Genomic DNA, 18,905 nt, shown 5'->3' on the forward strand with positions numbered 1-18,905 from the left:
AGCTGCGGTATGGGTGGCGTTCAATCCAGGCCGCGGGGCAGCTGCAAGGTCACCCGCAAACCGCCCTCGCGCAGATTCTGCAAACTCACTTCACCGCCATGGCTGTGGGCGATATTGCGAGCGATGCCCAGGCCCAGGCCGTAACCCTGTTGCTGCCCGGCCAGGCGGAAGTGCGGTTCAAAGACCTGCTCCAGGCGCTGCTCCGGCACGCCCGGGCCTTCGTCGTCGACGTGGAGGATGAACTCTGCGCCATCGTCTTCAATATGCAAATGGGCGTTCTGCCCGTACTTCAACGCGTTGTCGATCAAGTTGCCGATGCAGCGTTTGAGCGCCAGCGGCTTGCCCGGGTAAGTCGTGAGTGCTCGGCCATGTTGGGTCACGCGGCCATTGCCGTTAGGCGCCAGGTAGGGCTCCACCAGGCAGTCGAGCACATGGTTGAGGTCCACCGGCTCGATGTTTTCGTGGATATCGGTGTCTTTCACACACTGCAGCGCGCCTTTGACCAGCAACTCCAGCTCATCCAGGTCGCGGCCGAATTTGACTTGCAGGTTTTCGTCTTCCAGCAATTCCACCCGCAACCGCAGGCGTGTGATGGGTGTGCGCAAGTCGTGGGAAATTGCGCTGAACAGTTGGCTGCGTTCGGTCAGGTAACGGCTGATGCGTTCGCGCATCGCATTAAACGCGCGGCCCACTTCCACCACTTCGCTGCCGCCGCCTTCGGCCACCGGCTCCACATCGGCGCCCAGGGACATGTCCCGCGCAGCCCTTGCCAGGCGCTTGAGCGGACGGCTTTGCCAGTGCACCAACAGGCCGATAAACAGCAGCAGGAAGCCGCTGGTGAGCACGATAAACCACACCTGCTGGTACGGCAGGCCTTGCTCTTCGAGGCTGGTGTAGGGTTCGGGCAGCAACGAGGCGATGTAGAGCCATTCGCCCTGGGCCAGTTGGATCTGGGTCACCAACACCGGCGGATTCACCGGTTCCAGTGTCAACGCGTAATGCGCCCAGGAGCGCGGCAGTTCATCGAGTTTCAAACCGGCGTTGAAGATACGAAGGTCTTCGGCACTGACGAATTCCACCGACACATGCACGTCGCTGCCCAGGGTCTGGCGCAATACTTCTTCGACGGCACCGAGTACCGCTTGCTTACGTGGGGTTTGCGGCAACACGGCCATGTCCAGCGGCTTGTCGTTGAGGGTCACCACAAACCGCGTGCCGCCCATGCTGCGCAATTGGTCGAGCACCAGGGGCCGAAAGGCCACCGGCAAGGAACGGAAATAACTGACGCTGGCGGTCATCGAATGCGCCAGGCTGCGGGCGGCGGTCACCAGGCCTTCGAGCTGGGTAGCGCGCAGTTGCGACACCCAGATCACGCTGGATAATGCCTGGGCAAACAGCACCGCCAACAGGGTCAGCAGTAACATCCGCCCCAGCAGCGAACGCGGTACCGGGATTCGCCGGCGTAGTTCACGCAGGCGTTCAGTGGGCATTGCCGGCAACCACGCTGGCTGCCAATTGATAGCCACTGCCGCGTACGGTGCGGATCAGCCGGGGTGGTTTTTCGGTATCGCGCAGGCGTTGGCGCAAGCGGCTGACGGCCATGTCGACAATCCGGTCGAGGGGCATCAGGTCGCGGCCACGGGTGGCGTTGCCAATGGTGTCGCGGTCGAGGATTTGCTGGGGATGATCGAGGAACAGCTTCAGCAGGGCGAAGTCGGCGCCGGAGAGAATCACTTCCTCACCGTCGACGTGGAACAGCCGGTGGCTGACCATGTCCAGGCGCCACTCGCCAAACACCAGCACCTCGCCGCCGCTGCGCTCCTGGCCAAACTGGCAACGCCGCAACAGCGCCTTGATTCGCGCCTGCAACTCGCGGGGACTGAAGGGCTTGCCGATGTAATCGTCGGCGCCCAATTCCAGGCCGATCACGCGGTCGGCTTCGTCGGAACTGGCGGTGAGCATGATGATCGGCACCTGCGCCTGGCGCGGGTGCTGGCGGATCCAGCGGCAGAGGCTGAAGCCATCTTCGTCCGGCAGCATCACATCAAGGATCACCAGGTCGCACGGCGCTTCGTTCATCGCCTGGCGGAACCCCGCGCCATCCGGCACGCCACGCACCTGGAAACCGGCGCGGCTGAGGTAGGTTTGCAGCAACTCGCGGATTTCCTGGTCGTCGTCGACCAGGAGAATGGATTTACTGATTACGCTCACGGGGCCCCTCCTTGTTGTTATGGCCAAGCTTAAGTCATTTGTTGCCCTTGAGGCCGCCTTCGCGAGCAAGCCCGCTCCCACATTCGACCTCATTCATCCAGTTGGAATGGGATTGAATGTGGGAGCGGGCTTGCTCGCGAAGAGGCCATCACTGCCTACGCAAATGCCTGCTCAAGCGCCACACCAGCACCTGTCAACCCTGAATACGGTGCCGTCACCAGCCACACCGGAATGCCTTTGAAGTAGTCGCTCATGCAGCCTTTGTCGCAAAAACTCTTGGCAAAACCACTCTTGATAAAGAAATCGGCAAAGCGCGGGATCACGCCGCCAACGATATAAACCCCTCCACGGCCGCCGGTGGTCAGCACGTTGTTACCGGCGACGCGACCCAGCCAGATACTGAACTGGTCCAGCACTTCCAAAGCAATCGGGTCGCCAGCCAGGCCAGCGGCAGTGATGGCCTCGGGGGTTTCCAGCACGGCTTCATGGCCGTCCACCGCGCAGATCGCCCGGTACAACCTCGGCAGGCCGCCACCGCTCAAGGCGGTTTCAGCGCTGACATGGCCGATCTCGTTGTGGATGTGCTGCCACAGCTGGGCTTCCCGCGGGCTGCTCACCGGCAGGTCGACATGGCCGCCCTCCCCCGGCAATGCGGCCCAACGGCCATGGCCGAGGTCGAGCAAAGTACCGACACCCAGGCCGGTGCCCGGGCCAATCACCACCGCAGGCCGCAACGGTTCCGGCGCGCCTTCGCACACCACACGGAATTCGTCCGGTTTCAGGCGGGTCATGCCCAGGGCCATGGCCGAGAAATCATTCACCAGCAGCAGTTCGTCCACCTGCAAGGTCTTGCAGAACGCAGCCTTGCTCAGGCGCCAGTGATTGTTGGTGAATTTAAATTCATCTCCGCTCACCGGCCCGGCGACCGACAGGCACACCGCACCGATCGAGCCGACGGCCAGGCCTTCTTCCTTCAGATAGACCTGAATCGCCTCTTCGGGGCTGGCATGATCCGCCGTCGCGTGGACGCGGATCGAATGCAGTTCCTGATCACGCCACAATGCAAAACGGGCGTTGGTACCCCCAATATCACCGACCAGCGCAAGCTTCACTTAAGTGTCTCCAGGGCAGAGGTAAAGGCGCTGGCGCCCTGCTCTGCGGAGCTTGCGGCCAAACGCATAAACGCAAACAGCTCGCGACCGGACCCCACGTTATTGCCCAGAAGGCCCGTGGCAGGCACGCGCGCTGCAAATTCTTCGGCGTCCACCTTAAGCTCCAAGGTGCCTTTGACGCCATCCACGCGAATAATATCGCCATCGCGCACACGTGCCAGTGGCCCGCCGCTCTGGGCTTCGGGGTTGACATGAATCGCGGCGGGAATCTTACCCGACGCGCCGGACATGCGCCCGTCTGTTACCAACGCCACTTTGAAACCACGGTCCTGCAGTACGCCGAGGAACGGCGTCATCTTGTGCAATTCCGGCATGCCGTTGGAGCGCGGGCCCTGGAAGCGCATTACCGCGACGAAGTCTTTTTCCAGCTGGCCAGCCTTGAAGGCATCGGCCAGGTCTTGTTGGTCCTGGAACACCACGGCCGGGGCTTCGACGATTTGATGCTCAAGGGCCACGGCGGAGACTTTCATCACCCCACGACCGAGGTTGCCTTCCATTACGCGCAAGCCGCCTTCCGGGGAAAACGCACGGGCCACAGGGCGCAGGATGGTTTCGTCGAGGCTTTCGATCGGTCCTTCGCGCCACACCAGTTCGCCGTCCACCAGGAACGGTTCCTGGGTGTAGCGGCTCAGGCCATGACCGGCCACCGTATTGACATCGTTGTGGAGCAAGCCGGCTTCCAGCAGTTCGCGGATCAGGAACGACATACCGCCCGCCGCCTGGAAGTGGTTGATGTCGGCCTTGCCGTTTGGATAGACGTGGGACAGGGTCGGCACGACTTCGGAGAGGTCAGCCATGTCCTGCCAGGTGAGGATGATACCGGCCGACATGGCAATGGCCGGCATGTGCAGGGTGTGGTTGGTGGAACCGCCGGTGGCGTTGAGTGCGACGATGGAGTTGACGATGGATTTCTCGTCGACGATCTCGCCGATCGGCGTGAAGTTACCGTTGGCCTTGGTCAGGCGCGTGACCTGATGCGCAGCTTCGCGGGTCAGGGCATCACGCAGCGGCGTGTACGGGTTGACGAACGAGGCGCCCGGCAGGTGCAGGCCCATCACTTCCATCAGCAACTGGTTGGTGTTGGCGGTGCCATAGAAGGTGCAGGTGCCAGGGCTGTGGTAGGACTTCATCTCCGATTCCAGCAGCTCTTCGCGGGTGGCCTTGCCTTCGGCGTAGCGCTGGCGCACGTCGGCTTTCTGTTTGTTGGAGATACCCGACGGCATCGGCCCGCCCGGCACGAAGATCATCGGCAGGTGGCCGTAGCGCAGGGCACCCATCATCAGGCCGGGGACGATCTTGTCGCAGATGCCGAGCATCAGCGCGGCGTCGAACATGTTGTGGGACAGCGCTACCGCCGTGGACATCGCGATCACTTCGCGGCTCAGCAGGCTGAGCTCCATGCCCGGCTCGCCCTGAGTCACGCCGTCGCACATGGCAGGAGTGCCGCCGGCGAACTGGCCCACGGAGCCGACTTCACGCAGGGCTGTTTTGATTTGCTCGGGGAAATGTTCGTACGGCTGGTGGGCCGAAAGCATGTCGTTATATGACGAAACAATTGCCACGTTGGCGGCGTTCATCATGCGCAGGCTGTTTTTGTCTTCGGTGCCGCACCCGGCCACGCCGTGGGCAAAGTTGGCGCATTGCAGCTTGCCGCGCATCGGGCCGTCGCTGGCAGCGCCGCGAATGAGCGCAAGGTATGCCTCACGGGTTGCACGGCTGCGGGCGATAAGCCGTTCGGTGACCTCAAGTACGCGGGGATGCATGTATAGAACTCCAGGCTAACGGATGTGGCGACCTGAGTGTCTATGCTGGTCAAACGCCCGCCGCGAAGAGGTTGGCAGGGTGTTGCTTGACCAATCGGACCAGTTGATTCAGGTCACTCGTTGTAGATTGAACAAAATATTGCCACTAAAAAGGCTTGTTTTCTATTTTTATGCGAATAATCTTGTAATTCTTACAACAAATCGACGACAGGCACCTTCCAATGACTCTACGTATCGCTATCAATGGTTTTGGCCGTATTGGCCGAAATGTCCTGCGCGCACTTTATACCCAAGGCTACCGCCAGGATTTGCAGATCGTCGCCATCAACGATCTCGGCGACAGCTCGATCAATGCCCACCTGCTTAAATACGACACCGTACACGGTACTTTCGATGCAGAGGTCGCCCACGATCAGGAAAGCCTGACCGTCAATGGTGACCGGATTGCCGTGAGTGCCATTCGCAACCCGGCCGACCTGCCGTGGGCTGCCCACAAGGTGGACGTGGTGTTCGAATGCACCGGCCTGTTCACCGACCGTGACAAGGCTGCCGCCCATATTACCGCCGGCGCGCGCAAGGTAATCATCTCGGCCCCGGCCAAGGGCGCCGATGCCACCGTGGTGTATGGCGTGAACCATGACATTTTGCGTCAATCCCACCAGATCATCTCCAACGCTTCCTGCACCACCAACTGCCTGGCACCGGTGGCCCAGGTGCTGCACCGCGAGCTGGGCATCGAAAGCGGCTTGATGACCACGATCCACGCCTACACCAACGACCAGAACCTGACCGACGTCTACCACACCGACCCGTACCGCGCGCGTTCGGCCACCCAGAACATGATCCCGAGCAAGACCGGCGCCGCCGAAGCCGTGGGCCTGGTGCTGCCGGAACTGGCAGGCAAGCTGACCGGCATGGCCGTGCGTGTACCGGTGATCAACGTGTCGCTGGTAGACCTCACCGTGCAGCTGAAAAAAGAAGCCAGCGCCGAGCAAGTCAACGCACTGCTTAAAGAAGCCAGCCAGCACTCGAAAATCCTTGGCTACAACACCCTGCCGCTGGTTTCCAGTGACTTCAACCATAACCCGCTGTCGTCGATCTTCGACGCCAATCACACCAAGGTCAGCGGCAAACTGCTGAAAGTGCTGGCCTGGTACGACAACGAGTGGGGTTTCTCGAACCGCATGCTGGATAACTGCCTGGCGCTGTGCAACGCCGAGTAATGCTCGGCCTGTAGGAGCGAGCTTGCCCGCGAAAAACGCAAAGACACCGCGTTTATTCAGGACGCCAGCGCTATCGTTGACGCCCTTCGCGAGCAAGCTCGCTCCTACAGTATTGCCAAGTGCCACTTGCCATTTGCGTTGATGATAAGCATTATCATTTGCTGCAAACCGGTCTGGTATCACTGTGAGTCAATCTCGCTTCAATCAAGTCTTCCTCACCCAGCGGGTGATTCTGCTGCGCACCTTGCAGCGGATGGTGAATAACCACAGCACCGCCGAGGACCTGCTGCAGGAAACCTACCTGCGCGTTACCCGGGCCTTGAGCGAACGGCCGATCGATCACCTCGAACCCTTCGTCTACCAGACGGCGCGCAACCTGGCGCTGGATCACCTGCGCGCCCGCAGGATTCAGGCGCGCACCCTGCAGGAAGATGTCCCACTGGACGTCCTGCAAAGCGTCGCCTCCCCCGTCAGCACCCCCGAAGACGCGACACAGGCCGAGCAATTGCTCGAGCACCTGAGTGTCAGCCTCGGCCAGTTGAGCGCCCGCCAGCAGCAGATCTTTATCCTCAGCCGCCTGCACGGTTGCAGCTATCAGGAGATCGCCGACAAGCTCGACGTGTCCCTGAGCACCGTGCAAAAGGAACTGAAATTGATCATGGCCATCTGCATAGGTGTGGCCGAAAGACTGGATCGCCCTTAAGCTTTGTCGGCACAGTCTGTAGGACTATTGATTAAAACGTGGCGAAGACCCGAGGAACACCGTGACGGATCCGAATAAACTGCACCCCCATGAGCTGGCTCATGAGGTGTTGCAAGACACGGCTATGGACCAAGCCCTCGACTGGCTGATCGCCTTGCAGTGCCCGCAGCCCGGGCAGCAAGACGCGTTTGAAGCCTGGCTCGCCCGCGATCCTTTAAACGCCGAAGCCTTCATCAAGGCCCAGACCGCCTGGGCCGGCGCGCCGGTGCACAGCGCTGCCGTCGCCCTGAATGCGCCGCGCAAACCCAGCGCCTGGCGCCGTATCAAACCTCACTGGAAACCCCTGGCCACCGCCGCCGTGTTGCTGCTGGGCCTGTTCAGCTTCAGCAACCTGCCGATGCGCCTGCAGGCCGACCACCTGACCGTGGTGGGCGAACGCCAGCGCCTGCAACTGGACGATGGCTCGAAAGTGTTGCTTAACACTAATTCCGCCTTCTCCAGCAGCATCAAGGACCACCAGCGCATCGCCCGCCTGTATCAGGGCGAGGCGTTTTTCGAAGTGCTGCCCAGCCGTGGCCTGCCCCTGGAGATCGACGCCGGCCCGGTGCGCGCCAGCGTGCGCGATACGTCCTTCGCGGTGCGCTACTTGAACGGTGAAGCCCAGGTTCAGGTACAGCGCGGCGACGTCGACCTGAGCAACACCTTTGACGATGCCCGGGTACGCCTGAGCGCCGGTGAAAGTATCCGCATCGGGCCCAAGGGCTTCAGCCAACCCGCCAAACTGGACACCACCAAGGACCTGGCCTGGGTCGACGGTCGGTTGATCTTCGAAAACTGCCCGATGGGCGAAGTGCTGGCCGAATTGCGGCGCTACTACCCGGGCTGGATCGTCAACAACAACGACAAGCTCGCCAGCGTGGCGGTCACCGGCAATTACCGTCTCGACCAGCCTCTCGACGTCGTGCGCTCACTGGCGCACATCACTTCAGCCAAACTCTCGGAATACCCGGCGCTGGTGATCCTGAACTAAATGAGAATTATTTTTACTCGATAGCCATCGGCGGTTCGTCTCGTTATAGCCAATGCAACTGATTCCTATTTGATTCAGTGTCGCAACTATAAGATTCGTACCTTCCGGAGCGCTCTCGATGTCCTCTCGTTTCAACCGCCGGCCCTCTTCGCCCGTTCGCCGTCACGGCTTGTCCCTGCTGACGGCTGCCATCCTGTTGGCCGGGGCGCCCGTCGTCGCCGCCACCGCTGCCGAGCCTGCCACCCGCAGCCAGGGCAATTACAGCTTCAGCATCGAGCAACAATCCCTGGTCTCGGCGCTGAACGCCTTCACCGCGGTGACCGGCTGGCAAGTCGGCCTGCCCGCCGAGCTGGGCCAGGGTGTGTCGTCCCCTGGCGTGCGCGGCGCGTTGCCAGCAGATAAAGCCTTGGACCGGCTGTTGGTGGGGACCAACCTCGGCTATCGCAAACTGAGTAACAACAACATCGTGCTGGAAAAACGCGCCGCTGGCAGCGCTATCACCCTGCAACAAATGACCATCAGCGCCACCCGCCAGGAACAGGCCGTGGACAGCGTGCCCAGCACCGTGACCGTGCATGACCGCGAAGAACTGGACCGCCAGAACGTCAACACCATCCGCGAACTGGTGCGTTATGAGCCAGGTGTGTCGGTAGGTGGTGCCGGTACCCGCTCCGGGAACGCCGGCTACAACATTCGTGGCATCGATGGCGACCGCATCCTGACCCAGGTGGACGGCGTCGAAGTCCCCGACAACTTCTTCAACGGCCCCTACGCCAAGACTCGCCGCAACTACGTCGACCCGGAAATCGTCAAGCGCGTGGAAATCCTGCGCGGCCCGGCCTCGGCGTTGTACGGCAGCAGCGCCATCGGCGGCGCCGTGAGCTATTTCACCCTCGACCCCGACGACATCATCAAGCCCGGCCAGGACTTCGGCGCGCGCCTGAAGACCGGCTACAGCTCCGCCGACGAAAGCTGGCTGACCTCCGGCACCGTCGCCGGTCGCGTACAGGACTTTGATGGCTTGCTGCACCTGAGCCAGCGCAACGGCCACGAAATGGAATCCTACGACGGTAATAACGCCACCGGCCTGGCCCGCACCGGCGCCAACCCGGAAGATGCGCGCACCACTAACATCCTGGCCAAGCTCGGCTGGAATTATGGTGAAGAGAATCGCCTGGGCCTGACCTACGAGAAGTTCAAGGATGATCGCGACACCAACCTGAAAAATGCGGTGGGTGGCCCGTTCGTCGGTGGCCAGGGCTTTAACTTCTACCGCGGCCGTACGGGCAACGACACCATCACCCGCGAGCGTTTCGGCATAGAAAACACGTTCGCCCTCGACTCGCCGATTGCCGATCACATCAAGACCAGCCTCAACTACCAGATCGCCAAGACCGACCAGACCACCGCAGAGATCTACCAGCCATCGCGCAAGGTGTTGCGCACCCGTGACACCCTGTACGAAGAGAAACAGTGGGTATTCGACGCGCAGCTGGACAAGGCTTTCAGCATCGGCGAAACCGACCACGTAGTGACCTACGGCACCACCCTCAAACAGCAGAAAGTCACGGGTTCCCGTGAAGGCTCCGCGACCTGCCTGGCGGTTGGCAGCGGCTGCACCGCCATCGGCGCACCGAGCCCGTCGGCCGCCGACAGCGTGAAAAAGGCCAGCGACTTCCCGGATCCGACCATCAACTCCTACGCGCTGTTTGCCCAGGACCAGATTGCCTGGGACAAGTGGACCTTCCTGCCCAGCGTGCGTTACGACTACATCCAGCTCAAACCCAAGCTGACTCAGGAATTCCTCAACACCGTTGACCCGACACGCATCTACGACCACAGCAATTCGGAAAAGAACTGGCACCGTGTAACGCCAAAATTCGGCGTGACTTACGCGCTGACCGAGCAATACACCTGGTTCGGCCAATACGCCGAAGGCTATCGCACGCCGTCGGCCAAGGCTTTGTATGGCCGCTTTGAAAACCTGCAACAGGGCTACACCGTCGAACCCAACCCGGACCTCAAGCCGGAAAGCAGCCGGGGTGTCGAAACCGGAATTCGCGGCAACTTCGACTCGGGCTCGTTTGACGTGGCGGTGTACTACAACAAGTACCGTGATTTCATCAACGAAGATGCCTCGGTCGCCGGTGGCACGGTCCAGCAGTTCGAAGCCAACAACATCAAGCACGCCACCATCAAGGGCGTGGAAGCCAAGGGCCGCTTGAACCTCGATGCGTTTGGCGCGCCGCAGGGCCTGTACACCAAAGGCTCGATTGCCTACACCTACGGACGCAACGACGACAACGGCGAACCGCTGAACAGCGTCAACCCGCTCAAGGGCGTATTTGGCCTGGGTTACGACCAGCAGAACTACGGTGCCCTGGTCAGCTGGACCCTGGTCAAGAAACAGAATCGCGTCGACAGCACCACCTTCTTCGCCCCCGACGGCAACAGCGCCAACGGCCCGTTCAAGACCCCGGGCTTCGGCATCGTGGACCTGACCGGCTTCTACAAGGTCACCAACGACGTGACCATCAACGGTGGCCTGTACAACCTGACCGACAAGAAATACTGGGACTGGGACGACGTTCGCAGCTACGACAGCGTCGGCGAAGCCGGTGTGACCGGCCCGGCCAACCTGGACCGCCTGACCCAACCGGGCCGCAACTTTGCGATCAACCTGATCTGGGACATCTGATCAATGGAGCCTCGCCCCGCCGGAATTTCTTCTTCCGCGGGGTGAGGATTTTTTACTGTGACGCGTCTTCTGGTTCGTCTAGTTCATAACAGCCTGGCAACCAGACGCATCCTCTTCTCAAGGACATCTTCATGACCGCTTCTCCTACTGCTGAACGCCCAAGCCTGCGCTCTCAACGCCTGAACCAGATCACCAACGAACCGCACACCAAGCTCGACGCGCTGGTAAAGGCCCATGCACCGTTTGAAACCCAGGCCAACTTCGCCCGCTTCGTGGTCGCGCAGTACCTGTTCCAGTCGGAGCTGGTGGCGCTGTACAACGATGCGAAGCTGATCAAGATCGTCCCCGACCTGGCCGAACGCTGCCGTGCCGAAGCGGCCAAGCTCGACCTGGGCGACCTGGACACCGAAGTACCGGCACCGGTCGCCGGCGCGGTAAAAAACCCGAGCAAGGCCGAAGCCCTGGGCTGGCTGTTCGTGTCCGAAGGCTCCAAGCTGGGCGCCGCGTTCCTGATCAAGCGCGCCGTGGGCCTGGGCTTGAGCGAAACCTTCGGCGCCCGTCACCTGGGCGAGCCGGCAGGTGGTCGCGCTGAAGGCTGGAAGCGCTTCACCCGCACCCTCGACGCACTGGAATTCACCGCTGAAGAAGAAGCCGAAGTGGAGAAAGGCGCGGTTGATGCGTTCGTACGCTTCACCGTGTTGCTGGAACAGGCGTACGCTAGCGCCCCTGAACTGGCCTGATTCCCTGATTGGAATGCAATCAAATGTGGGAGCGGGCTTGCTCGCGAATGCGGTGGATCAGTCGGTACATGTATTGACTGACACACCGCATTCGCGAGCAAGTCGAATCGTCGCACCGCCGCTCCCACATTTTGACCCGGTTTCAATTTGAATCCTTCGTAAATCCATCCATGCAAACCGCACCCATGACCGGCAAAACCCAATCCTCATCCAAAATCGCCCGTGTCCTGTTCGGCCTGCTGGCCTACGTCAGCCTGGGCATCGGTTTGATTGCGATTGTGGTACCGGGCTTGCCCACCACCGAATTCATCCTGCTGGCCGCCTGGGCCGCCACCAAAAGCTCCCCGCGCCTGAGTGCATGGCTGGAAAACCACCGCCTGTTCGGGCCGATCCTGTTCAATTGGCGCAACGGCAAGATCATCGCCCGCCGGGCCAAAGTCAGCGCTACCGTGAGCATGTTGCTGTGCGCCGGCTTGATGTTGGTGATGCTCGACCATGGCTGGCCGATCTACCTGGCCATCGCCGGAATGAGCATGGGCAACCTGTGGATCTGGTCTCGGCCGGAACGCCTCCCGCACCCTGCCTGACCCCCGCCTACCGCTCATCGGCTTACGCTCATGAACTGCCGGCTCAAGCCGATGTTCCGGGCATAGCGCCGAATGGACTCGCCTGAGCTTGCATACTAATAAGTCCATTCGCGGGTAAACCTATGTTCGACACCCTCTCCATACGTTTGAAAATCGTGCTGCTGTCCGGGCTCTGCCTGCTGGGGGTGATCGCGTTGGTGGTCAGCATGAACCTGTACCAGACCAATCAGAACGACGAACTGATCAGCAATTCAAGCTCGCGAATGCTCACCGACAGCGTGCAGAACCTGCTGCAGGCCAAGGCTGCCGAACAAGCCTCGCAACTGCAAAAAACCTTCGGTGAAAGCCTGTTGGTGGTCACGGCCCTCGCCGACCAGATCAAGGACCTGCGCACCCTGGCCGGCAAGCGCTCGCTGGACGCCGCAGCGTTGCGTGAAGAGCTCAACCACAGCCTGAAAACCGCCTTCGACCGCAACAGCAAGGTGCTCGGTATCTGGCTGTCGTTCGAGCCCAACGCCCTCGACGGCAAGGACAGCGAATTCGTCAACGACGCCGCCCGTGTGTCCAACGAAAAAGGCCGTTTTTCCAGCTACTGGAGCCGCGCCGGCGGTGAAGGCCTGAACACGGTGATGGTCGAGGATGACCTGACCAAGACCACCCTCAACCTCAGCGGTACGCCTTACAACATCTGGTACACCTGCCCGCGGGACACCAGAAACACCTGCCTGCTGGACCCGTATGAAGACACCGTGGCTGGCAAACCGGTGTTGATGACCACCATTTCCCTACCCCTGCTGGTCGACGGCAAGGTGATCGGCGTAGTGGGGATCGACCTCGCCCTCAACGCCCTTCAAGCGGCCACCGATGCGGCACAAAAAGAGCTGTTCAATGGTGCAGGGATTCTCGAAATACTGTCCGGTAACGGCCTGATTGCCGGCTACAGCGGCGAGCCGGCCAAGGTCGGCAAAAACCTGGTGGACACCCTCGGCGCCGAAGGCAAAGAGATCGTGCAACTGTTGGCCAGCGATACCCGCAAGATCCGCGAGGAAGATGGCACCATCCGCGCCGTGTACCCGGTGAAGCCGATTGCCGACGCCAAATCCTGGGGGGTGGTGATCAAGCTGCCTAAACAAGTGCTGCTGGCAGACTCATTGAAACTCCAGGCCGTGCTCGACAAGGCCCAGGCCAGTGGCACCGTCAAGGCGCTGCTGGTGGGCGCAGCCGCCGGCCTGCTGGGCTTGTTGCTGATCTGGCTGACGGCCACCGGCGTGACCCGGCCGATCAACAGCGTGGCCGCCATGCTCAAGGAAATCGCCAGCGGCGACGGTGACCTCACCCAACGCCTGGCCTACGCTAAAAAGGATGAACTGGGGGAACTGGTGAACTGGTTCAACCGCTTCCTCGACAAGCTGCAGCCGACTATCGCGCAGATCAAGCAAAGCATCACCGAAGCCCGTGGCACCGCCGACCAGTCTTCGGCAATCGCGCGCCAGACCAGTGAAGGCATGCAGGTGCAGTTCCGTGAGATCGACCAGGTGGCCACGGCCTCGAATGAAATGAGCGCCACCGCCCACGACGTGGCCAACAGCGCCTCCAACGCCGCCAACGCTGCCCGCGGTGCCGACCAGTCAGCCCGTGAAGGCATGCAGATCATTGAGCGCAGCACCCGCGACATCACCACCCTGGCCGAAGAAGTCAGCAAGGCCGTGACCGAAGTCGAAGCCCTGGCGGTGAACAGCGAACAGATCGGTTCGGTACTGGAAGTGATCCGCAGCATCGCCGAACAGACCAACCTGCTGGCCCTGAACGCTGCGATTGAAGCAGCACGGGCCGGGGAAAGCGGGCGAGGTTTTGCGGTGGTGGCCGACGAGGTGCGCAACCTGGCCAAGCGTACCCAGGATTCGGTGGAGGAGATTCGCCTGGTGATCGAACGCATCCAGACCGGCACCCGTGGGGTGGTGGCGACCATGCATTCGAGCCAGAGCCAGGCGCAGAACAATGCCGGGCAGATTCATCAGGCGGTGCAGGCCCTGGGCAAGATCAGCGATGCAGTGACGGTGATCAGCGACATGAACCTGCAAATCGCCAGCGCTGCCGAGCAGCAGAGTGCGGTGGCCGAAGAGGTCAACCGCAACGTTTCGGCGATCCGCACGGTGACCGAAACCCTGACCGGCCAGGCCACCGAGTCGGCAGCCATCAGCAGCCAACTCAATGCGTTGGCCAGCCAGCAGATGAAGCTGATGGATCAGTTTCGGGTTTGACCCGAGCTTGAAACCAGTGAGGTCTAAATGTGGGAGCGGGCTTGCTGTGGTGAGGGGGCTTGTCCCCCGTCGGGTTCACCACAGATTGATGGGGCTGCTTCGCAGCCCAACGCGGGGCAAGCCCGCTCACCACAGCAAGCCCGCTCCCACACAAGCCCGTCCACATTAGAGTTGCGGTGCCTTACTGACCCGTCCAGGCCGCCACAAACGGCGCCAGGTCTTCTTTCGGCGCGGTACGCGGCGGGTTTTGTGGCGTGCCCAGGTAGAGGAAGCCAATCACTTCCTCATCCCCGGTCAACCCCAGCCCCTTGGCAACGTGTGCCGAGTACGACAACTCACCGGTGCGCCACACCGCGCCAATGCCCTGGGCATACGCCGCCAGCAGAATCCCGTGGGCCGCACAGGCCGCCGCCAGCCGTTGCTCGGATTTTGGCACTTTGAAATGTTCTTGCAGGCGGGCAATCACTACCACCACCAACGGCGCACGCAGCGGGCCGTTCTGCGCCTTGTCGATCGCGGCCTGGGGCGCGTCGGCGTCTTGCAGGCGAGCGGCTTCGGCCAGCAGCGTGCCCATGCGCTCACGTGCCGCACCTTCCACCGTCAGGAAGCGCCAAGGCCGCAGCTGGCCGTGGTCGGGGGCGCGCATGGCGGCGGCGAACAGCAGGTCGCGCTGCTCCTGGGTCGGTGCCGGGTCCAGCAGTCGCGGCACGGAAACACGGTTGAGCAAAGCGTCGAGAGCCTGCATTGGCCACCTCCAGAGAAAAATGTGCGGTCATTCTAGCGGGAATGAATCGGATATCACCAAACGATAATTGCTCTTATTCAATCCGCCCTGCCCTGTTAGACTTTGCGGCCTTGTTTTCAGCCTCCGTTCAGGAAACCTGATGTCTCGTTCGCCCCTTCGCCTGTCTGCACTGTTGATGGCCTTGAGCCTGAGTGCCTGCGATGACGCCCCGCGATTCACCAAAGCGGAGCCGGGCGAAGCGCGCGCGGGTGGCGCGACAACGGTGAGAAAAACCGACCAGAACGCCTTCTCGCTGCCCTCGGCCAACCTGTCCCCGACCCGGCGCCTGGACTTCAGCGTGGGCAACAGTTTCTTCCGCAGCCCCTGGGTGATTGCCCCGTCGACCACCACTGCCCGCGATGGGCTGGGGCCGCTGTTCAACACCAACGCCTGCCAGAACTGCCATATCAAGGATGGCCGTGGTCATCCGCCGCTGCCCGATGCAGCCAACGCGGTGTCGATGCTGGTGCGCCTGTCGATCCCCGATGCGCCGCCCTATGCGAAGGTCATCGAGCAACTGGGTGTCGTCCCCGAGCCGGTCTACGGCGGGCAATTGCAGGACATGGCCGTGCCCGGCGTCGCCCCGGAAGGCAAGGTGCGGGTCGACTACACACCGGTCAACGTCAGCTTCAAGGACGGTACCGTCGTCGAGTTGCGCAAGCCGGCGCTGCAAATCACCCAGCTGGGCTACGGCCCGATGCACCCCGACACACGCTTCTCGGCCCGGGTCGCACCGCCGATGATCGGCCTGGGGCTGCTGGAAGCCATCCCCGACGCCGACATCCTGCGCAACACCGATCCGAAAACCGCCGACAAGGAAGCCATTGTCGGACGCGCGAATTGGGTCTGGGACGACGCGCAACACAAGACCGTGCTCGGTCGATTTGGCTGGAAAGCCGGGCAACCGAACCTCAATCAACAAAATGTTCACGCGTTCTCTGGTGATATGGGCCTCACCACGTCCCTGAGACCGTTCGATGACTGCACTGATGCACAAGTCGCCTGCAAACAGGCGCCCAACGGCAATGGCCCGGACGGCGAGCCTGAGGTCAGCGACAACATCCTGCGCCTGGTGCTGTTCTACACCCGCAACCTGGCCGTCCCCGCCCGCCGCGACGTCAATTCGCCGCAGGTGCTGGCCGGGAAAAACCTGTTCTACCAGGCTGGCTGCCAGGGCTGTCACACCCCGCAATTCACCACGGCGCCAACGGCTGCCGAACCTGAATTGGCCAAGCAGGTGATTCGCCCCTACAGCGACTTGCTGCTGCACGACATGGGCGACGGCCTCGCCGACAACCGTACCGAATTCAAGGCCAGTGGCCGCGACTGGCGCACCCCGCCGTTGTGGGGCATTGGCCTGACGCAAGCCGTCAGTGGCCACACCCAGTTTTTGCATGACGGCCGCGCCCGCAACCTGATGGAGGCCGTGCTGTGGCACGGCGGTGAAGCCCAGGCGGCGCAGCAGCATGTGCTGTCTTTTAATGCCGAACAGCGCGCCGCGTTGCTGGCATTCCTGAATTCTTTATAAGCTTTGTCCTAATTACAGAAGGGAGCTCGACATGTTCCGTCCCAAGTTGTTGTTCACCAGCCTGGCCGCCCTCGCCCTCGGTGCATGCTCGCCCCAGGACCCGCAAGCGGTGACCTCGGCGGCCATCGCCAAGCAAGTGATCCTGCCGACCTACAGCCGCTGGGTTGAAGCCGACCGCCAACTGGCCGTCAGTGCCCTGGCCTACTGCCAGGGCAAGGAAAGCCTGGAGACCGCCCGTGCGGACTTCCTGCACGCACAAAAAGCCTGGGCCGAGCTGCAACCGCTGCTGATCGGCCCACTGGCGGAGGGCAACCGCTCGTGGCAGGTGCAGTTCTGGCCGGACAAGAAAAACCTGGTGGGCCGTCAGGTCGAGCAACTGGTGACTGCCCAGCCGCAGATCGATGCCGCCGCACTGGCCAAATCCAGCGTCGTGGTGCAGGGCCTGTCGGCCTACGAATACATCCTCTACGACGCCAAGACCGACCTGGCGGACGAGACACAAAAAGCCCGCTACTGCCCGTTGCTGGTAGCCATCGGCGAACGCCAGAAACTGCTCGCCGAAGAAATCCTGTCGAGCTGGAACAGCACCGACGGCATGCTGGCGCAGATGACCAAGTTTCCTAACCAGCGCTACGCCGATTCCCACGAAGCCATCGCCGACCTGCTGCGAGTTCAAGTGACCGCACTGGACACCCTGAAGAAAAAACTCGGCACCCCGATGGGCCGCCAGACCAAGGGCATCCCGCAACCGTTCCAGGCAGATGCGTGGCGCAGCCAGTCGTCCCTGCAAAGCCTCGAGGCCAGCCTGGCTGCCGCCCAGACCGTATGGGTCGGCGTCGACAACAAAGGCCTGCGCGGCCTGTTGCCTGCCGATCAAAAGCCGTTGGCTGACAAGATTGACGCCGCGTATGCCGCGTCCCTGAAACTGTTCGCCAGCAACCAGCGCTCGCTGAACGAACTGCTGGGCGACGATGCCGGGCGCCAGCAACTCAACGACATCTACGACAGCCTCAACGTGGTCCACCGCCTGCACGAAGGCGAACTGGCCAAGGCGCTGGGTATCCAACTGGGCTTTAACGCCAACGACGGTGACTGATGATGCTCAGGCGACAGGCTTTGGCCCTCGGCAGCGTGCTGCTCAGCGCAATTACCCTGGGTGGCTGGACGCTGTTCAAGCAGAAGGGCAAAACCCCGCTGCTGCTCTCGGCGCGCGATGACAGTGATGGCAAGCACTACGCCGTCGGCTTCCACCTGGACGGCAAGCAAGTGTTTGCGACCCAGGTTGGCCAGCGCTGCCACGACATCATCAACCACCCGACGCTGCCGATTGCGCTGTTTGTCGCCCGCCGGCCGGGCACCGAGAGCTATCTGATCGACTTGCGTGACGGGGCGCTGCTGCAGACCATTACGTCCAACGCCAATCGCCACTTTTATGGACATGCGGTGGTTCACAAGGATGGCGAGTGGTTGTATGCCACGGAAAACGACACGTCCGATCCGGGCCGTGGCTTGCTTGGGGTGTATCGGTTCGAGGGTGAGCGGTTGGTGCACACCGGGGAGATTTCTACCCATGGGATCGGGCCGCATCAGGTGTCGTGGATGCCTGACGGTGAGACGCTGGTGGTGGCTAACGGCGGGATTCGTACCGAGGCGGAGAGCCGGGTGGAGATGAACCTGAATGCCATGGAGCCGAGCCTGGTCCTGATGCAACGCGACGGTACGCTGTTGAGCAAGGAAACCCTGAGCCAGCAGATGAACAGTGTGCGGCATATGGGGATTGCCAGCGACGGTACGATCCTCGCGGGGCAGCAGTTCATGGGAGCGTCTCATGAGCGGTCGGAGTTGCTGGCGATCAAGCGGCCAGGGCAGCCGTTTGTGGCGTTTCCGGTGGCGGATGAGCAGTTGCAGGCCATGGGGCATTACACGGCCAGTGTTGCGGTGCACAGTGAGTTGCGGCTGGTGGCGCTGACGGCGCCTCGGGGCAATCGGTTCTTTATCTGGAACATGGACAGCGCGCAGTTGCTGCTGGACGGGCCGTTGCCGGATTGTGCCGGGGTGGGTGCGGTGGCTGACGGGTTTGTAGTGACTTCCGGGCAGGGGCGTTGCCGGTTTTATGATTGTCGGCAGGTGCCGTTGGTGGCTAAACCGCTGGAGTTGCCGGCGGGGCTTTGGGATAACCATCTGCATCTGGTTTGATCGGGGGCA

General features: G+C 61.8%; 15 protein-coding genes and 1 pseudogene. 11 read left to right on the forward strand and 5 right to left on the reverse strand.

Going from position 1 to position 18,905, the window contains the following annotated elements; genetic code table 11:
* Positions 1-20: 20 nt before the first annotated feature.
* The 4 genes from AU074_RS27980 to edd all read right to left on the reverse strand — a co-directional run bounded on the left by AU074_RS27980 (position 21) and on the right by edd (position 5,146).
* On the reverse strand, positions 21-1,490 hold the full coding sequence (locus AU074_RS27980; RefSeq protein ID WP_076017458.1) for an ATP-binding protein: 1,470 nt from the start codon (positions 1,488-1,490) through the stop codon (positions 21-23).
* Complete coding sequence (locus tag AU074_RS27985; protein ID WP_003214124.1) at positions 1,480-2,211, reverse strand: response regulator; 732 nt, start codon at positions 2,209-2,211, stop codon at positions 1,480-1,482. The genes AU074_RS27980 and AU074_RS27985 overlap by 11 nt, the downstream gene beginning before the upstream one ends.
* Positions 2,212-2,366: 155 nt before the next feature.
* Positions 2,367-3,323 (reverse strand): glucokinase, encoded by a 957-nt coding sequence (locus AU074_RS27990; RefSeq protein WP_076017459.1) that lies wholly within the window; start codon positions 3,321-3,323, stop codon positions 2,367-2,369.
* Positions 3,320-5,146, reverse strand: coding sequence for a phosphogluconate dehydratase (gene edd / locus AU074_RS27995; protein ID WP_076017460.1), 1,827 nt, complete (start codon positions 5,144-5,146; stop codon positions 3,320-3,322). Before edd ends, AU074_RS27990 begins: the two co-directional genes overlap by 4 nt.
* A gap of 221 nt (positions 5,147-5,367) precedes the next feature.
* Between edd and gap the strand changes: the two genes are divergently transcribed.
* From gap to AU074_RS35015, 8 genes and pseudogenes are all read left to right on the forward strand, one after another.
* Entirely contained in the window at positions 5,368-6,369 is a 1,002-nt protein-coding gene (gap, locus tag AU074_RS28000) for a type I glyceraldehyde-3-phosphate dehydrogenase (protein WP_003214117.1), read from the forward strand.
* A gap of 184 nt (positions 6,370-6,553) precedes the next feature.
* The gene (locus AU074_RS28005) at positions 6,554-7,072 is read left to right on the forward strand and encodes an RNA polymerase sigma factor (RefSeq protein WP_003214115.1); all 519 of its coding nucleotides are present in this window, start codon (positions 6,554-6,556) and stop codon (positions 7,070-7,072) included.
* A 61-nt stretch (positions 7,073-7,133) separates the two neighbouring features.
* Positions 7,134-8,102 (forward strand): FecR domain-containing protein, encoded by a 969-nt coding sequence (locus AU074_RS28010; protein WP_076017461.1) that lies wholly within the window; start codon positions 7,134-7,136, stop codon positions 8,100-8,102.
* A 118-nt stretch (positions 8,103-8,220) separates the two neighbouring features.
* A complete protein-coding gene (locus AU074_RS28015; RefSeq protein WP_076017462.1) occupies positions 8,221-10,800 on the forward strand; it encodes a TonB-dependent receptor in 2,580 nt (859 codons plus the stop codon).
* 131 nt (positions 10,801-10,931) lie between these two features.
* The gene (locus tag AU074_RS28020; protein ID WP_076017463.1) at positions 10,932-11,540 is read left to right on the forward strand and encodes a biliverdin-producing heme oxygenase; all 609 of its coding nucleotides are present in this window, start codon (positions 10,932-10,934) and stop codon (positions 11,538-11,540) included.
* A gap of 185 nt (positions 11,541-11,725) precedes the next feature.
* Complete coding sequence (locus AU074_RS28025) at positions 11,726-12,127, forward strand: YbaN family protein (RefSeq protein ID WP_076017464.1); 402 nt, start codon at positions 11,726-11,728, stop codon at positions 12,125-12,127.
* A gap of 263 nt (positions 12,128-12,390) precedes the next feature.
* Positions 12,391-13,530 (forward strand): annotated as a pseudogene (locus tag AU074_RS35010) (HAMP domain-containing protein); the annotation flags it as partial.
* Positions 13,531-13,632: 102 nt separating this feature from the next.
* Entirely contained in the window at positions 13,633-14,388 is a 756-nt protein-coding gene (locus tag AU074_RS35015; RefSeq protein WP_371916670.1) for a methyl-accepting chemotaxis protein, read from the forward strand.
* A 181-nt stretch (positions 14,389-14,569) separates the two neighbouring features.
* Here the strand turns inward: AU074_RS35015 and AU074_RS28035 are convergent, their stop codons facing one another.
* A complete protein-coding gene (locus AU074_RS28035; protein ID WP_076017466.1) occupies positions 14,570-15,133 on the reverse strand; it encodes an NAD(P)H nitroreductase in 564 nt (187 codons plus the stop codon).
* Between the two features lie 139 nt (positions 15,134-15,272).
* Here AU074_RS28035 and AU074_RS28040 point away from each other — a divergent pair, with 139 nt between their 5' ends.
* The 3 genes from AU074_RS28040 to AU074_RS28050 are packed head-to-tail and all read left to right on the forward strand — an operon-like array spanning position 15,273 to position 18,896.
* Complete coding sequence (locus tag AU074_RS28040) at positions 15,273-16,700, forward strand: di-heme oxidoredictase family protein (protein WP_076017467.1); 1,428 nt, start codon at positions 15,273-15,275, stop codon at positions 16,698-16,700.
* 31 nt (positions 16,701-16,731) lie between these two features.
* Complete coding sequence (locus AU074_RS28045) at positions 16,732-17,796, forward strand: imelysin family protein (RefSeq protein ID WP_076017468.1); 1,065 nt, start codon at positions 16,732-16,734, stop codon at positions 17,794-17,796.
* 2 nt (positions 17,797-17,798) lie between these two features.
* Positions 17,799-18,896, forward strand: coding sequence for a DUF1513 domain-containing protein (locus AU074_RS28050; RefSeq protein ID WP_076017469.1), 1,098 nt, complete (start codon positions 17,799-17,801; stop codon positions 18,894-18,896).
* Positions 18,897-18,905: the final 9 nt, after the last annotated feature.

The organism is Pseudomonas sp. ATCC PTA-122608, from assembly GCF_001952855.1.
Classification (GTDB): domain Bacteria; phylum Pseudomonadota; class Gammaproteobacteria; order Pseudomonadales; family Pseudomonadaceae; genus Aquipseudomonas.

Coding starts and splice junctions, on each gene's coding strand:
- AU074_RS28045 (WP_076017468.1), top strand. CDS start 16,732: ATGTTCCGTCCCAAGTTGTTGTTCACCAGCCTGGCCGCCCTCGCCCTC.
- AU074_RS27980 (WP_076017458.1), bottom strand. CDS start 1,490: ATGCCCACTGAACGCCTGCGTGAACTACGCCGGCGAATCCCGGTACCG.
- gap (WP_003214117.1), top strand. CDS start 5,368: ATGACTCTACGTATCGCTATCAATGGTTTTGGCCGTATTGGCCGAAAT.
- AU074_RS28025 (WP_076017464.1), top strand. CDS start 11,726: ATGACCGGCAAAACCCAATCCTCATCCAAAATCGCCCGTGTCCTGTTC.
- edd (WP_076017460.1), bottom strand. CDS start 5,146: ATGCATCCCCGCGTACTTGAGGTCACCGAACGGCTTATCGCCCGCAGC.
- AU074_RS28050 (WP_076017469.1), top strand. CDS start 17,799: ATGCTCAGGCGACAGGCTTTGGCCCTCGGCAGCGTGCTGCTCAGCGCA.
- AU074_RS28020 (WP_076017463.1), top strand. CDS start 10,932: ATGACCGCTTCTCCTACTGCTGAACGCCCAAGCCTGCGCTCTCAACGC.
- AU074_RS28015 (WP_076017462.1), top strand. CDS start 8,221: ATGTCCTCTCGTTTCAACCGCCGGCCCTCTTCGCCCGTTCGCCGTCAC.
- AU074_RS35015 (WP_371916670.1), top strand. CDS start 13,633: ATGCAGGTGCAGTTCCGTGAGATCGACCAGGTGGCCACGGCCTCGAAT.
- AU074_RS28040 (WP_076017467.1), top strand. CDS start 15,273: ATGTCTCGTTCGCCCCTTCGCCTGTCTGCACTGTTGATGGCCTTGAGC.
- AU074_RS28035 (WP_076017466.1), bottom strand. CDS start 15,133: ATGCAGGCTCTCGACGCTTTGCTCAACCGTGTTTCCGTGCCGCGACTG.